The organism is Flavitalea antarctica (assembly GCF_054461535.1).
In genome coordinates this window covers 63887-81093 of the sequence record NZ_JBTLQG010000029.1, presented here as the reverse complement: position 1 = coordinate 81093, position 17207 = coordinate 63887, and the positions used below count along the sequence as shown (strand labels likewise).

Genomic DNA, 17207 nt, shown 5'->3' with positions numbered 1-17207 from the left:
TATTTCAAGGTTTGGGCTTTCGGTCATCACCCTTGTCTTTACAGATGAAACTGACGTTTACTGGGCGAGGCAACAAGTGTCCGAAAGGCTTATCCAGGTACGTGACCAGATCCCTGCTCATGCCGGTTCCCCCGAACTTGCGCCGGTCACGACCGGGCTGGGTGAGATTTATCAGTATGTTGTTCGTCCTGCAAAAGGATATGAAGGCAAATATGACCTGGCAGAGTTAAGGTCCATACAGGACTGGATCATCAGGCGCCAGCTGCTTGGCACGCCGGGGGTAGCCGATGTAAGTAGTTTTGGAGGTATACTGAAACAATATGAGATAGCAGTGGAGCCCTCGAAATTGAAAAGCGTGGGCATCACTGTCGGCGATGTTTTTAATGCCTTACAAAAAAACAACGAGAACTCCGGTGCTTCTTATATCGAAAAGGGACCCAATGCGCTGTTCATACGAACGGAAGGACTCGCCTCGAATACGGACCAACTTGCAAACATCTTTGTAAAACAAAATTCTGACGGTACGCCTGTGTTTATCAAAGATGTGGCCGAGGTGCGCATAGGTAATGCCGTTAGATACGGTGCGATGACTTACAAGGACCAGGGGGAAGTTTCCGGCGCCGTTGTGCTGATGTTGAAAGGAGCCAATGCTTCAGCGGTCGTGAAGGAGCTGCGCAAGCGAATGGAGGAGATCCGGAAAACACTGCCTGAAGGAGTTGTGGTAGAAACATTTCTCGAAAGAACAAAAATGGTCAATAACGCCATCGGCACAGTTTCAAAAAATCTTATTGAAGGTGCTCTAATCGTCGTTTTTGTACTTGTTTTCTTCCTCGGGAATTTAAGGGCCGGTCTTATAGTTGCGAGTGTTATACCACTCTCGATGTTATTCGCTGTGATCATGATGAATATTTTCGGAGTGTCCGGAAACCTGATGAGCCTTGGTGCATTGGATTTTGGGTTGATAGTGGACGGTGCGGTAATCATTGTCGAGGCTTTGGTTCACCGCCTTTCACATGTTCTCAAAAAGAACCGGATTGGCCAGGCTGAAATGGATCTTGAAGTTTCAGGGGCTGCGTCACGAATGATGAGCCCCGCTGTGTTTGGGCAGGTTATCATCCTGATCGTATATCTGCCTATCCTGACGCTTGTCGGTATCGAAGGTAAGATGTTCAGGCCGATGGCACAGACTGTATCCTTTGCTTTGATCGGCGCATTTATTCTCTCACTCACTTATGTGCCAATGATATCTTCAATTTTTCTCAGTAAGAAATTAAGTCATAAGGAAAGCTGGGCAGACAAGATGATGACATGGCTGCAAAGATTTTACGGCCCTTTACTGAAGCAATCCTTGCGCAAGCCTGCAGTCGTCCTTGTAACCACCGTACTATTGTTTTGCGCTGCGATCTTTGCACTTTCGCGGTTGGGTGGAGAATTTATCCCGGAGTTAGAAGAAGGCGATTTTGCCGTGGATGCAAGACTTTTGCCGGGTGCATCATTGACTAAAACCATCGAAGTAACACAGCAAGCTGTTAAGCTCCTGCAGGACAAATATCCTGAGATCGAAAAAGTGGTGACACGTATCGGTGCCAGTGAAATTCCCACTGACCCGATGCCGATAGAGATGACCGATATCATCATCTCTCTCAAGCCCAAAAAGGCATGGGTGTCTGCAACAGGGTTCGATGAACTCGCCACCAAAATGAGCAAGACATTAAATGAAATACCCGGCCTGTCTGCAGGCTTTCAATATCCCGTTCAAATGCGGTTCAATGAACTATTGTCTGGCGCAAGACAGGATGTAGTTTGTAAATTATTCGGTGAAAACCTGGATACCCTTACGGCTTACGCGTCCAAAATCGGAAATGTGATCCAGTCAGTGAACGGAGCCACAGACATTTATATTGAATCAGTAACAGGCCTGCCACAAATTGTTATCAAATATCACCGCGAAGCAATTGCATTATACCAGTTGAATATCGCAGACGTGAACCAGGTATTACGAAGTGCTTTTGCGGGAGAGGTTGCCGGGATCATGTATGAAAATGAAAGACGGTACGACCTGGTGGTCCGGATGAAGGAAAGCTCAAGGCAGGACATTACAGATATTCAGCAACTCCTGATCAATACTCCGGGTGGATTACAGGTGCCACTGGCTCAGCTCGCTGACATCAATATAAAGGATGGTCCTAACCAGATACAGCGGGAAGACGCAAGGCGGAGGATCATCACCGCCTTTAATGTCCGCGGTCGCGATGTGCAGTCTGTTGTCACTGAACTTGAAGCAAAACTCAGCCGTCAGATCAAATTACCAGCCGGATATTCGCTGAAATACGGTGGACAGTTTGAAAATCTCAGCAAAGCAAAGGACCGCCTGTTTATAGCGGTACCGGCTGCCCTGCTTTTGATATTGCTCATGCTGTATTTCGCATTTGGTTCCATGAAATATGGTATTCTCATCTTTACAGCGATCCCATTGTCTGCTATTGGCGGAATCTTTGCGTTGATAATTCGCGGTATGCCCTTCAGCATTTCGGCGGGTATTGGTTTTATCGCATTGTTCGGAGTAGCGGTGCTGAACGGCATTGTATTGATTACTGAATTTAACAAGCTAAAGAAAGAAGGTATGACAGATATCAAAGAAATCATTATGGAAGGAACAAGAATCCGGTTGCGGCCCGTTTTAATGACCGCCTCTGTAGCATCACTGGGTTTTCTTCCGATGGCGCTCAGCCAGGGTTCCGGTGCTGAGGTACAGCGACCGCTCGCAACTGTGGTTATCGGAGGTCTTGTTACTGCAACAATACTCACCCTGATCGTGTTGCCTGTATTATATGCATGGCTTGAAAATCGTGGTAAAAAACTGTCTGCGCCGGTGATCAGTATGATTTGCCTGTTGTTTTTAATACTTCCCGGTGTTGCTAATGCTCAACAGAATAAGTATACCAACCTTCCCAACGCGGTTGCGCCTGCCGCTACTCCGGGGAATGACACCGGCGTTTTAAGAATGTCATTAAATGACATGCTGGATATGGCGAGGAAAAACAATCTGTCCCTTGAAGCTGCCCGTAAAACTCTCGAATACTCCAGGCAACTGGAGAAATCATCTTTTGATCCTCCCAAAACCCTTGTTGGCGTGGAGTACGGCAACATGAACAGTACATTTAATGATAGTCGCTTGTTAGTATCGCAGAATATCGGACTACCGGTGATATATAGACGACAGAGATCGTTTTTTAAAGCTGAGACCGGACTGCAGGAGCAATCAGTGGCCGTAACCATAAATGATTTGGTCAAACAGGTGAAAGTGAATTATTATGAGATGTCGGTGTTACTTGAAAAACAGAAATTACTGGATGAGCTCGACTCAATATATGTGGATTTCGCCAAAGCCGCAGAAATAAGACTGAAGGCAGGCGAGACGAATTCATTGGAAACGACGACCGCTTTGTCTATGGTTGAACAGATTAAACTCCAGGCTGAGGAACTGGATGAAGATCTCGAAATCTATCAGGCAAGACTTAAGACCTTACTCAATAGTAAAGATGATTTAACACCTGCTTATGACGATATCAAGATACCTGTAGTACTGGTAGGCGATAGTGCCACCGTGAAGGATAATCCTTTGCTGGCATACTACCAACAACAATTGCGGGTGGTCAGGGCACAGACTTCGCTGGAACGGAACCGGCTGGTGCCGGATTTCAACGTCGGCTACAACAACTTGTCGATCCGGGGATATCAGTCCAAAGACGGCGTTAACCAGGACTATTATGATGCCGGGGACCGATTCAGTTTCTACCAGTTAGGCGTTGCCCTTCCGTTGTTTTCAAGATCCACCAAAGCACGGATCAAAGCCATGGTATTAAAAGAAGAGGCCATGAGCTTTCAGCTTGAGGCCGGGGTTGTGCAGCTGCAAAACCAACTGATTGCAGCCATGAATGAGCAGGAGAAATTAATTAAACGGTTGAAATTTTTTGAGACCAGGGGTTTAAGAGACGCATCACTGATTATGAAAAATGCGATGATAAGTTTCCGAAATGGGGATATCGGGTATGTTGAATGGACGGTGTTGATGAGTAACGCGGTTAACCTGAGAGTAGGGTACCTTGATGCAGTGAAGGCATTAAACAATTCAATTATAGAAATCCAATACCTGGTAGGAAAATAGACAAGAAAAAGTCAACTGCTAACTTCCGGTTTGAGACATGACAACTACAATGAACTTGTCACATCCCGGATAACAATCATCCGAAAGCGTTGTCAAAATATCAGGCAGGACCTGAAACACGATAGTAAAACTTAATGATAATTAATCCGAATAAAATATTATGTCCTACAGAATCATTTTGGAAAAGGTCGCCACAGCAACATTCATTTTGTTTTTGTTGCTGTGTGGACTCACGGCCTGTAACGATTCATCCGAACAACAGCAGGCAGATGAAAACGCTTCAGTTCCCGACACAGCTGTAAGGGGCGATGTGGTAACTTTGACTTCTCTGCAGATAACAAATGCAGGTGTTGAAACTGCGCTGCCTGTGCAACAAACACTAAGTACTCAATTGTCGGTAAACGGTTCCGTTGATGTACCCCCTCAGAACATTGTCTCCGTAAGCTTTCCATTCGGCGGATATCTTAAGAACACAAAACTGCTACCGGGTATGCATGTGTCAAAAGGCGAGGTGATAGGTTTAATGGAAGACCAGGCATTGGTGCAGCTGCAGCAGGATTACCTGATGGCAATGGCAAGATTGAACTATCTTAAACTGGAATATGACAGGCAAAAAATGCTGCAGGAAAACAATGTCAATTCAGCAAAGATTTTCCAGCAGGTTGAGGCAGACTATGCGAGCCAGAAAGTGCTGGTGAGCGGTTACACCCAAAAACTGCGTATGATACGGGTCAACCCGGCTAATCTCAATGAATCGAATATATCCAGCGTGGTCCCGATTTATTCACCCATCAACGGCTTTGTTTCAAAAGTAAATGTCAACATTGGCAAGTTTGTAAACCCAACCGACGTATTATTTGAACTGATCAATCCCGATGATATGCATGCTGCCCTGGTAGTATTTGAAAAGGATATTTCAAGGGTAAGGAAAGGCCAGAAGGTATCCGTATCACTGGTTGATGAACCCGGTAAGAAATATCTATGTGAAGTGATCCTGGTTACCCGAAATGTGAATGAGAACAGAACAGGTATCGTACATTGTCACTTTGAGCAGATGCCTGCGACTTTGCTTCCAGGTATGTTTCTGAATGGGACAATACTTTTATCTGATACGGTTGGGTTAACAGTACCTGAAGAATCTGTGGTAAGACATGGCAGTCATGAATACCTGCTGCAGGCTCAAAACCAAAATGACTTCCGCCTTATACCCGTTACGACCGGTCTGAGACAGGATGGTCGTGTACATGTTTTCGATTCCACGGGGACATTGGCCGGCAAACCAGTCGTTACAAAAAATGCCTATGCCGTGTTATCAAAAATGAAAAACACAAATGACGGCGAATAACTCTCGGGAAGGTTATTACCAGAATAATAAGGATGAGGTCTAATTCTAAAACAGGATCAGTCCGGGTGTATGCGTTATCTGTAATCGTCCCGCGCCGGCGAAAAGAAATCCAGCACTTTAACATCAGTTATTGCATGAGCCGAATGGGGCACATTTCCGGGTATCACGTGTACGGAGCCCGCAGTAAACAAATACTGTTCACCACCTATCATCATTTCGAGTTCACCTTCGATGACATGTGTTATTTGTTCATGCATATGCTGATGCATTGGGAGCCGGCTTCCCTGATTGATCGTAACAAAAGATAGGGTACTTGAAGCCCCGTGAACGAAGCGCCCAAAAAAGCCGGGTAAAAATTCCCGCGGAGAAATGTCATTCAAATATTGCATAATTGTCGTTATGAAGCTTAAGTTAAGGGATGATCATCTTGGTGCAACCGGTTTCTCAAAATAACAAACGCTTCCGCCGACCCAGGTTTTATCCATATTATATCTCACGCCTATCATTTTTCCCTTACTGATCCGCGCGAGATTGATAACAGGTTCCGGCCGCGGGGCATTGTCTTTCCATATATACATGATCCTGATTTCCACTTTGGCGGGAATGTCGGGAGTAGGAATGATGTCGGCATATTTTACTTTGCGCTGCAGGATCCAGTTTTCGGGATCTTTCACTTTTTCTATATCTGCGGAATTAAGATCAATCACAACGCCCTGGCCGGCAAATGAAAATAAAGGTTTTAGCACATAGTTTTCGAGATCGGCCGGAAGCTGTTTTATCTCATTCAGATAAAATGTTGGTGGTACATATGGGTGCCTGATAAGGGGTAGGGTAAACTTGCTGATGCGATAAAACCAATTTGGGTGTGTGATCCATTCTACATCGAGTTCCTGGGTAATATCTACAAAGTCGCCGAGGTTCTTTCTTTGAGCATTGAGGTCATCGAAGATAACGCGATTGTATATGCGCTTGACAGGTGTTTTGACGCCACTGTTCAGATAATATAGTTTTTTCCCTTCCTGGATTAGATCGGTAATACATACGATTTTTAATCCCAGGTAATCGGCGGTACAGTAGAAGTCGATACGGGTCTTCTGTTCATGCGGCTTGATTTCAAGTAAGATGACATTTTCTGGTTGATGATTTCCCAATATCACTTCCTTAAGTGTTTCAATATAAGAATCCTTATTATATCCACCGAGGTAGTGGGTATAATTTGTGGGCACCGGGAAAAATTCGCGCAATAATTCAGGATACAATACCTGGAAACCGAATAAAGTCGGGAAGCCCTGCATCTCTATTAACTGTGGTTCGAGTTCACCCTCTTCGTTCATGCACACCCCGAAGTCGAAGGCAATCATATGGGCATGATCATTTTCATCCGGCACTCTTTCACTACCAGGTATACTTCTTTCCGTAAGTGCCTTAAACCTGGGATCTTTAATCACATCCACAACGTGTTCGCAGGCGTCGATCATCTTCCGGGTAAAACCAGCCGGAACAAATACCGGTGTTTCGGCAATCCTGAATTCAATAGCACCAGGATAGGGGACATTTAATGCATCCAGAAATCTTTGATACTGGTCTTCGGTAAAATTTTCATTAAAAGCCTTTCGGACTGATGGTACCATAGCTATGCTGTTCTTGAACCATAATTTAGGTATTTTACTTCAAAGCATAACGGATATCGACATGTCTTCAAAGCAAAAAAGACCCGTAATCACGGATCTTCTTATATTCAACTCCTTTTTTTATCGCAAGGCCAGTTCACGTTTTTGTTCTGTGGCCTGGTCCAGGAAGTTAGGTAGCAACAATGAGTAAGTGAAAAGAATTTTGTCAGGATCTTCGAGGTGTTCAATCATGCTTTTCCATTTTTCCTCACCGTGTTCTGCAATGATGGTTGATTTTTTATCTTCCCGCTGAAGGTACATACTCATACCGATCGCATCCGCTTCCGGATGAAATTGCGTGCCTATCATATAATCATTGAAACGCACCGCCATTATCGCTCTTTCAAGCGGCACATGTGGTCTTTCTTTTTCAATTGCAAGAACATGGCCCCCCATCGCTTCAAGTACCTCCTGGTTTGGCTGCGTTACCTGGTAGTCACGGCTGTCTACAGAATAAAAAGGATCCGGTAATCCTTCGAAAACGGGCTCGGTTTCACCTTCAGCAACCGGGTGAATAGGGAAAACTCCAAAGGCCGTCGATTTCCGTTTGTTCACATTCCCTATGTTCCAGTGCCTGCATGCGAGCTGGTAGGAATGACAGATAAAAAAAACAAACTTTTTGTCCTGGTTATCCGGGTTATTGTTCCAGGCTTCGACGGCAGATAACCAGTCAAAATATTCTTTCTCCCAGGCAGAGCCGGCGCTGTCAAGCGGGCTGCCTGGCCCTCCGCTGGATATGTAAATGTCATAAGAAAGATCCGGAACCTTGTGCTGAAGCCTCACTTCAAATTCATCATAAATCAGGTTCAGTTGGTTTGCAGAACCATAGGAACTCAGTATGTTTCTCAGGCACCTCATGCCCTGGTTTGGCTGGCCCTCATATAGATCTAAAATAGCGACACGGATCTGCTTCTTTTCCTTCAATATCATCCTGCAAAAATAGTCAAATTTTGCCAGGAATGAAGGCACTGGCCGATACGGCTTCCACACCCAGATTGCCATTGGATGTTAAATACTTAGAGATAAAAACCTTGTCACTTTCCACACCCAGATTACCGTTGGATGTTAAATACTTAGGGATAAAAACCTGTCACTTTCCACGCCCGGATTACCATTAGATGTTAAATCTTTATGGATAAAAACCTTTCTGTTTCCCCGCCCAGTTACCATTGATTGTCAAATACTATGGATAGAAACCGTTCTATTTTGGTCATCTGGAGATGTGGCACAATGGCTTGAGATAATTAATTGTTTGCCAGGTTCCAAAGCGTCAGGAAAACAAGTTTTGTTTGCCTGCCGAGCAATTCGTAATTGATCTTATCCGGAGTATCTCCTGGTTTGTGGTATTCTTTCGCGAACCCGCAGTCAATCCTGATGAATGGGACGCCTTTTTCGTAAAATGGATATTGATCACTGCCATAGATCCGGCGCTGCTCATACTGGGGAAGTTCGTAGTGAGTGTCCAGGGTAAGTTTAACAGATTCATTCGCCTGGAACAGGGATTTCCGCAGCCCGCGGTTGAGTTTATCTTTTACAAGTATGTAGGCATAATTGGTGTCGGGGTTTCGCCCGTTTGCATGCAATGTGTCTATGCGGCCAAGCATATCGATGTTAAGTACGGCATGCGTTTGAGCAACAGGGAACAATGGATTGGCCGCAAAGTAAAAAGAGCCCAGCAGACCCCTTTCTTCACCGGTGTATGACGCAAAAACAATGTTTCGTTTTGGTTTGAAACCCTGTTTTGCCGCCATATTCATTAAGGCCGCAACCTCCATGATAGCTGCTGTACCGCTGGCATTATCCACGGCGCCATAATAGATCGAGTCGCCGTCTCTTCCGTCATGATCGTGGTGGGCTGACAGGATAATACTGCCTGCCTTCTGATCAGTGCCTTTTATAAGGCCGATAACATTCGGTGCTTTCACCAGTTCTTTTTGGATCTCGTGTCGAAGGGAGATCTTTTGTGAAAGTTGAACATATGATCCGGCACCTTGTTTCAAAAAATTACCGTTTTCATCCACCGTGATTCCATCACGGTCGATTAGCTTCTGCATGAGGTCGGGCATAAGGCTCAGCTCAGGAAGTGTGTACACCTGTGTAAACACTTCCGGCAAAACATAGTCCGGTAAAAAGTCGGTCTCCTGTTGATGCTTTATTGTTTTGATGGCATAGGGACCGGTCCACATGATCAATACAACCCCACGCTGTTTTAATACTTCTTCCAGGCTGTCAATATCGCCCATAACGCCCAGCATCCGGGAACTGATGATCAACGCTGCTCCTTTTAAAGGTAACCTCGGAATATTCGACCGCCACTCATTATAGCTTGTAAAGTCAGTGAGTAAAACAGGTATCGAATCTGAATGAAAAGGTTCACTGGCAGACAGGGTGAATCCATCAGGTTCTGTGTGGGTATTGCCGTTGAAAGATAACGTTGTTGTTTTTGTGAGCCTGGTTGCTTCCATTGCCTGGAAATATGATTTCCCGTTTTCGTAGGGCGCTGTTAATCCTTGTTTACTGAACCAATCGGCCACGAGAACAGAAGCCAGGGTATCTCCATGACTTCCCATCAGTCTTCCTTCCAGCTTGTCGCTTGCCAGGTAATAGACATTGTTTTTCAGGTTTTCAATAGACACCTTATCTGCTATTTTCTGAACAGCAGTTGGTTGAGCCATACACCCTGTACAGGCAAGCACTAAAAGTACTATAGAAGTCTTCATGGTTTACCTGCTTATTATCTGATCAGCACCTTAAGCATTTCGTCTGCCACGAAATCATTTCCCTTGTCGTTAAGATGCACACGATCGCTTGTCAATATACCCGACTCCTTATTTTCTTTATTGTTGGCGAGATTGTATTTCAGGAACGCATCGCGGAGGTCAATTAATTCGCAGTTGTTTTTTTGTGCGATGTTCCGGATCAGCTTGGCATATTGGTTGAGGTCGCCATCGAGTTCATTTGAAAAGTCTGTTTTCTCACCTATAGCGGCAGGTGTGCACAAATAGACCCTGATGTTTCTTGCCTGCAGTTTTTTAATGATCGCAACATAAAACTTCTCAAATTTGTCTGCGTCTGTCCCCGTGCCCGAGGTGCGTTTATGCCACACATCATTAACGCCAACCCAGATCACAACGATATCCGGATTTTTACTTAGCACATCATCTTCCATTCTTAGATAGAGATCATATGCCTTATTGCCACCGATTCCCGCGCCTATTAATTCATATTGATCCTTCTGACCCTTTTGCGAGAGCTTCTCGCCGATTTTTGTTATATAGCCTTTTGGACCAACTCCGGCCTGGGTAATAGAGTCACCAAAAAATACAATCTTTTTTTTCTGTTGAAGAGTCGCAAAACTGGTAGCAATAACCAGGACAGCGAATAGTGATAGTTTTCTCATGGCTGCTTTTATCATTTGATCGTTTAATTTAAATTGTTGTTCCCTCACTGGTTACCGTAAACCTTTTCACCGTTTACATAAGTCTTCAGTACCTTAATGTTCAACAGATTTGCCGGTGCTGTTTTCATAAGGTCCTGGTCAAGTACTATAAAATCAGCAAACTTGTTTTTCTCAAGACTGCCTTTTTCATTTTCTTCGAAATTACTTTTCGCCGCCCAGATGGTCATTCCGCGAAGTGCTTCTTCACGGGTTAAGGCATTTTCAACCTGGTAACCTGGCTCCGGCCACCCCCTGGCATCTTTCCTTACAACAGCAGCATAAAATGTTTTGAATGTAGAGATATCCTCAACCGGAAAATCTGTTCCAAGCGGTATCCATCCGTTTTGAACAAGGAGATCTTTGAACGCGTATGCACCTTTTACTCTCCGGGCACCAAGTCTATTTTCTGCCCAGTACATATCGGAAGTTGCATGTGTTGGTTGAACAGACGGAATGATGTTATATTTTCCAAACATTACAAAGTCTGCTGGATCCACGACCTGTGCATGTTCGATTCTCCATCTCAGATCGTTCCCTGGTTTAAGATACTTCGCATAGGTATTGAGGATAGTCCGGTTCCCGCTGTCACCAATGGCATGGGTACACATCTGAAAGCCTTTCTCAGCAAGGATGGATGCAACGGAATCGAAATGAGACGGAGCACTCAGGAGGAAACCCTTCCATCCGGGTCTGTCAGTATAATCCGCCAGCAAACTTGCCCCGCGTGAGCCAAGCGCACCATCCGCATACACTTTGAAAGATCTTACATTAAGCCTGTCGGTCTTGATCTTTCCTTTCGCAAACAGGTATTCAAAGTTTCTTTTATCATCGCTCAACATAGCATAGATTCTCATTTTCAGGTCACCGGTTTTATGGAGGCTATCGAGCACCCTGGCGTCATTCGCACTGATTCCGCAATCATCTACTGTAGTTAATCCAAAGGCAAAACAATTTTGTTGTGCGCTTGCTAGTGCTGCTTTAATTTGTTGTGGTCCCGGGGAAGGAATTTTTGAAGACACCAGGTCAACGGCATTATCCACAAGTACCCCCGTTAATTTGCCATTTACGGCTTCAATGTCTCCGCCTGTAATAGCCATACCCGCCTGAACACCTGCCAGGTTTAACGCCACCTGGTTTGCAATGGCTGCATGTCCGTCAATCCGGGTCAACAGTACCGGGCGGTCGGGAAACAAACTGTCAAGCGACACCTTCGTGGGGAATTCTTTTGACTCCCAATCGTTTTGGTCCCAGCCACGTCCGATGAGCCAGCCATCTTTGTTTTTTTCTGAAAATTTTGAAACCCTTGCAAGCACCTCCTGCCAGCTTTTGGTATCTACCAGGTTTACTGTATTTAAGCTTAGACCATAACCAATGAAGTGAGCATGTGCATCAATAAAGCCAGGGTAGACAGCTTTGCCCTCCAGGTCCTCAATCATCCGGGAATCATAATCTTGCATGATACTTTCATTGCTGCCCGTTTCAAGGATTTTTCCATCTTTTATGGCCATAGCCTGTGCAACGGTAAAGGTGGAATCGACGGTATAAATCACGGCATTCCTGATAATAAGATCCGCTGTTATTTTTTGTTTGCAGGACGAAAAGAATAACACTGCGAATACTACAATTAAAGGTGTTTTACATGTACGACGCGATATCGATGCGGGGATCATAGAAGATTCGGTTAGCTTTTCCAATTAGTTCTTGAATTTTTCCGGATGTTGTTTATTAAAAGTTGTTGCCTGTTGATATGCATTTGCTACACTTAAAATGGTGGCATCATCATACAAATTCCCAAGGAGGGTGATGCTGACTGGTAGACCGGTGGGCGTAAATCCCACTGGCATTACTACCACGGGGTGCCCGGTAAGATTGGTGATACCAAGCTGGCTACCGGCAAAGGAAGGAGTGATGATGATATCATAATTTTTCATCAGCTCGTTCATCGCGATGATCAGGGATGAACGATGCCGGTTTGCGTTGATGTATTCCACGGCAGGTATTAGTCTTGAAGCGCGAAAGGCGTTTGGCCAGAAATTTTTATCCTGTCTCCGGATAAGATCATCCCGGTTTGACCTGGTAAGCTCATCAAAAGCAGCGGCCGATTCAGCACTGATCACTACGTCCATAATATTAAAGGGATAAATCACCGAATCGGGGAAAGTCATCTCTTCTACTTTGGCTCCGAGTTCCCGGAACTTTTCTATCACAGCCCATTGAGGTGAAGTTTTTGGAAGATTGCGGAAATAATTTACCGGGTAAGCGACTCTTAACTTCTTTAGATCCGGTGCGTTTTTGTAATTGAACGGGCGTTCAATAGCAGACGCATCTTTGCCATCTGTACCTTTAAGATAATAGAAAACAATAGCGGCATCCTCAGCAGATCTGCATATGGGACCGGCTTTATCCAGGCTCCAGCTAAGCACCATTGCACCCGAGCGGCTCACTGAACCAAAGGTGGGTCTCAATCCTGTAGTTCCGCAAGCATTAGATGGTGACACAATTGAGCCATGTGTTTCTGTTCCGATGGCAAATGGAAGCAATCCCGCCGCAGTGGCAGAAGCGGAACCCGCAGAAGACCCACTTGAACCCTGTTTTATGTTCCAGGGATTGCGCGTACGTCCATTGAACCAAAGATCATTGTATGCGAGTTCGCCAAGAGTCAGTTTAGCACATAGTACCGCTCCGGCTTTACGTAGTTGCTGGTATACAAATGCATCTTCATCTATATATTGATCCTTATAAGGAACCGCGCCCCAGGTGGTCTTGTAACCTTTTACTGCAAAAAGGTCTTTCAGTCCGTAAGGTATTCCATGAAGAGGACCTTTATAATTGCCTTTGCTTATCTCATTGTCTGCCTGCCTTGCCTGAACCATAGCCAGGCTGTCTGTCAGGGTGATGACGCATTCAAGCGTATCGCCCCATTTGCGGAGCCGGTCGAGAAAAAATATAGTAAGTGCTTCTGAAGTGATCTTCCGGTTTTTGATCAGGGAAGCAAGCTGTGGTATAGAGTAGAAGGCCAGCTGGTTTTTGTCAGATGGAAGTTCAACGTTGCCAGGTATCGGAAAATTAATTTTTTCCTGTTTTTGTGGAACTACAAAGCCTGGCGGAGCAGGATTGAAAGCAAAAGGGTAGGCCAGTGAATTCGGCACAGATACCGCCCGCATTTTTTCAAAGTTTCTCCTGTTTTGTTTTAGCTCGTCTTGCATTGAATCGAGCTCGGGAGCAGTAAATTGAAGTCCTATTATACCCGCCGCAACACCTGCCTGCAGACTATCGCCATGTTGTGCAAATGAACCATGAGAAACCATGACGATATAAAGAATAAACCAGCATTTCTTCATTAATGTTATTTTGACTTAGAGGAGATTGAATGTTAAAGACAGAAATTGCAAAAAGGAGGTAAGTACACAATGGAAGGAGCAGCGCCTCAGATCCCATAAAGAAACTGCGAATGTATATAGTCGACTACGCTCCGAAGGCTTTTTGTTTCTTCGAAAACTTTCAGTTGCCGGTCCGCACCGGTACCCGCTTCCATCATCGTCCCTACATAATTGACAGCATGACGGCTTCCAAGGTGATCAACCACATCATCCACAAAATCCAGTAACTCATAGATCAGCACACGGGTATTAGATTCCTCTTCTTTTCCGAAGTCTATCATGCGGCCATCAATACCATAACGACTGGCCCTCCATTTGTTTTCGTTTATTAGTGCCCGTGAGTACTGAATAAAGTTGAGATTCTGGGATCGCAGCTTGTATATTTTTGCGCAGATACCCTGGAACAAAGCAGCAATAGCGATCGTTTCCTGCACGGTCATTGGTACATCGCAAATCCGGAATTCCACCGTATTAAAAAACGGGTGCACGCGCAGATCCCACCATATCTTTTTCGCATTATCTATACAGTTCGTTTTTACCAGGAGCTTGATGTAATTGTCATAAGCTTCGATGGTCTCAAAAGTTTCCGGTATTCCTGTCCTTGGAAACTTGTCAAAGACCTTTGTGCGGAAAGATTTATAACCGGTACTTCTTCCTTCCCAAAAAGGAGAATTGGTACTGAGCGCGTAAATATGTGGCAGAAAATAACGGGTGGAATTTGCGATATGATTTGCCATTTCGCGGGTCTCCATGCCTACATGCACATGCAGACCAAAGATCAGGTTGCTGCGTGCAGCTTCCTGCAATTCATTTACAATTTCATTATAACGGACATGGTCAGTGATCAGTTGACTTTCCCAATGGCTGAATGGATGTGTACCTGATGCACCGACCCATAGGCCAAGGTCACCGGCAATTCCAGAGATCGTTTTGCGCAGAACCGATACGTCATTATATGCTTCATCAATATTCTGACAGATATCCGTGCCAACTTCAACTACAGCCTGGTGCATTTCGGCTTTCACTTTATCCTTTATCACCTTTTGACCTTCCGTTACAATTTTTTGCTGATGGCTCTTCAGCTCCTTCGTTTCAGGGTCCACCACCATATATTCCTCTTCGATACCAAGTGTGAAATTTTTGTAATTGATGCTTGACATTTAATTATTTTAAGTGCTTAGATTCAGATCAAAGGTTTTCCTGCGGCCGAGTGTTGTATATACTTGCCCCAGGTAAGATTGTCCTGTCCCGCCTTGTGCTCAACGGCTTTCTCAATTGCGAAATTTGCAGCTGTTTCTACAACCCATGCAAAATTATCTTCACCAACACTGGCGAGATCCGCGTCCGGTGCAGGGTTACAAAAGTCGATTGCATATGGTATCCCATCCCTGATAGCAAGTTCCACCGTATTAAAATCATAACCAAGATATTCGTTGATACGGAGCACGATCTCTTCCATTTGTTTCAGTCTTTCAGGTGTTGGAGTAAAATCACTTGAATAACGGAGATGATGTGGATTCCTCGGTTCATAAGGCATGATGCGCACTTCTTTTCTACCGATACAATAACACCTGTAATATTCATCAAAAAGAATTTCCTCCTGCAGCATCATTACGAGCTGCCCGGTCTCGCGGTGCTTCTGAAAAAAATCATCAATGGAATCCAGCCGGTATACATTTTTCCATCCACCACCCGCGAATGGTTTCATATAAGCCGGGAACCCGACGTAATTGAAAATGGCTTCCCAATCCATGGGATAAGCCAGGTTGCTGAATGACTGCTCACTGGTATCTGTTGGGAGTTCATACGATGGCAGGATAACTGTTTTCGGAACCGGTACCCCAATCTTGACAGCGAGGGCATTATTGAAAAATTTTTCATCCGCGCTCCACCAGAAAGGATTATTGATTACTGCAGTACCTGAAATAGCTGCGTTTTTAAGATAGGCCCTGTAAAAAGGTACATCCTGGGATATCCTGTCAAATATAACAGCATATTCATCGTCCGCTCCCTGGATAACCTTATCGATACGCACCGGCTCAGCTACGATACCTTCGATTCCCCGCCCGTTTATCCTTTCAATCAGTGCCATTGGAAAACTCCTTTCTTTACCGAATAACACGCCGATCTTTTTCATAATCAATAATTTTTGTGAAAATTGAAGTCCTTTCCAAATTTATCGGAACGGTGCTTAAAAAACAAACTTATCTAACCCTGATAACGGCTGTCGAATCAGTACATTTGCCGCTAACAAAAAATTAAATTCCATCCCCTGATGATTGAATCTTTTAGCCTTGAATCAATACCCCTGGAAAGAACAGTGAAGTTTGACATTTATTCCACCCACGAATTCATGGCTGATTCAACAAGTACATTACTATTATGCAATGACGGTCAGGACCTCGTCGCAATGAACTTTGTTGATATTGTGAGGCCGTTATTTTCTGAAGGAAAACTAAAGCCGGTTATTATTGTAGGCATTCACTGCGGAGATGACCGGTTAAACGAATATGGCATGGCTTGTGGCCCGGATTACAAAGGCCGGGGATCAAAAGGTGCATTGTACCATCAGTTTGTATTGGATGAACTGCTGCCTCGCTTACATAAACATCTGTCGGTAAAAAAGTTTGCAGCATATGCATATGCAGGTTTTTCCCTGGGAGCGCTCAGTGCGCTGGATATCGCCTGGACCCACTCCACACTCTTTAAGAAAGTCGGCGTTTTTTCGGGATCACTTTGGTGGCGTAGCAAAAGCCAGGATGATAAGGACTACAATCCGAACCTTCATCGGCTTATGCATAATCAGATAAGCAAAAGCCAATATAAACCGGGCATGAAGTTTTTTTTCGAATGCGGTGAATTAGATGAAACGGCGGACCGCGATAAAAACGGTGTGATCGATTCCATTGATGACACGTTTGATCTCATGAAAATACTTATCCAAAAGGGCTACCGGGAAGGGCCTGACATGAAGTATCTGCAATTGCCAGATGGCCGCCATGATGTAGCGACCTGGTCACGTGCGCTGCCTGTTTTTCTACGCTGGGGCTGGGGAGTGAATGCCGCCCGGGAATAGGGATCGGCAGTTAAAGATCAGAATGATGCTATTACCGGTTTAAGATAAGAATGATGCTGTTACCAATTTAAGATCAGAAATCCAGTCAGCACCTTAAGAACAGAATCATGCCGGAAAATAAATCTAAAG

At 44.7% G+C, this 17207-nt stretch carries 12 protein-coding genes; 3 read left to right on the top strand and 9 right to left on the bottom strand.

The annotated features are described in order from the left end of the window. Positions 1–4168, top strand: a 4168-nt coding sequence (locus tag ACX0G7_RS20785) for a CusA/CzcA family heavy metal efflux RND transporter (protein ID WP_458925447.1), incomplete at its 5' end; no start/stop codon positions are given. A 160-nt stretch (positions 4169–4328) separates the two neighbouring features. After that, entirely contained in the window at positions 4329–5513 is a 1185-nt protein-coding gene (locus ACX0G7_RS20780) for an efflux RND transporter periplasmic adaptor subunit (RefSeq protein ID WP_458925446.1), read from the top strand. A 74-nt stretch (positions 5514–5587) separates the two neighbouring features. Here ACX0G7_RS20780 and ACX0G7_RS20775 read toward each other — a convergent pair whose 3' ends face one another. The 9 genes from ACX0G7_RS20775 to ACX0G7_RS20735 all read right to left on the bottom strand — a co-directional run bounded on the left by ACX0G7_RS20775 (position 5588) and on the right by ACX0G7_RS20735 (position 16139). Then, positions 5588–5902: a cupin domain-containing protein gene (locus ACX0G7_RS20775; RefSeq protein WP_458925445.1), complete on the bottom strand. Its 315-nt coding sequence runs from the start codon at positions 5900–5902 to the stop codon at positions 5588–5590. A gap of 33 nt (positions 5903–5935) precedes the next feature. Continuing rightward, positions 5936–7144, bottom strand: a complete 1209-nt coding sequence (locus tag ACX0G7_RS20770; protein WP_458925444.1) for a hypothetical protein — start codon at positions 7142–7144, stop codon at positions 5936–5938. A gap of 120 nt (positions 7145–7264) precedes the next feature. After that, positions 7265–8185 carry a type 1 glutamine amidotransferase gene (locus tag ACX0G7_RS20765; protein WP_458925443.1) on the bottom strand — a complete coding sequence of 307 codons (921 nt, stop codon included), beginning with the start codon at positions 8183–8185 and terminating at the stop codon, positions 7265–7267. A gap of 242 nt (positions 8186–8427) precedes the next feature. Beyond that, on the bottom strand, positions 8428–9903 hold the full coding sequence (locus ACX0G7_RS20760; protein ID WP_458925442.1) for a M28 family metallopeptidase: 1476 nt from the start codon (positions 9901–9903) through the stop codon (positions 8428–8430). 14 nt (positions 9904–9917) lie between these two features. Next, positions 9918–10583, bottom strand: a complete 666-nt coding sequence (locus ACX0G7_RS20755; RefSeq protein WP_458925441.1) for an SGNH/GDSL hydrolase family protein — start codon at positions 10581–10583, stop codon at positions 9918–9920. Positions 10584–10627: 44 nt separating this feature from the next. Beyond that, positions 10628–12316, bottom strand: a complete 1689-nt coding sequence (locus tag ACX0G7_RS20750; protein ID WP_458925440.1) for an amidohydrolase — start codon at positions 12314–12316, stop codon at positions 10628–10630. Beyond that, positions 12317–13963 (bottom strand): amidase, encoded by a 1647-nt coding sequence (locus ACX0G7_RS20745; protein WP_458925439.1) that lies wholly within the window; start codon positions 13961–13963, stop codon positions 12317–12319. Between the two features lie 86 nt (positions 13964–14049). Next, positions 14050–15162 (bottom strand): carboxylate-amine ligase, encoded by a 1113-nt coding sequence (locus ACX0G7_RS20740; protein WP_458925438.1) that lies wholly within the window; start codon positions 15160–15162, stop codon positions 14050–14052. Between the two features lie 23 nt (positions 15163–15185). Beyond that, complete coding sequence (locus tag ACX0G7_RS20735) at positions 15186–16139, bottom strand: ATP-grasp domain-containing protein (RefSeq protein WP_458925437.1); 954 nt, start codon at positions 16137–16139, stop codon at positions 15186–15188. A gap of 138 nt (positions 16140–16277) precedes the next feature. Here ACX0G7_RS20735 and ACX0G7_RS20730 point away from each other — a divergent pair, with 138 nt between their 5' ends. Continuing rightward, the gene (locus tag ACX0G7_RS20730; RefSeq protein ID WP_458925436.1) at positions 16278–17078 is read left to right on the top strand and encodes an alpha/beta hydrolase; all 801 of its coding nucleotides are present in this window, start codon (positions 16278–16280) and stop codon (positions 17076–17078) included. Positions 17079–17207: the final 129 nt, after the last annotated feature.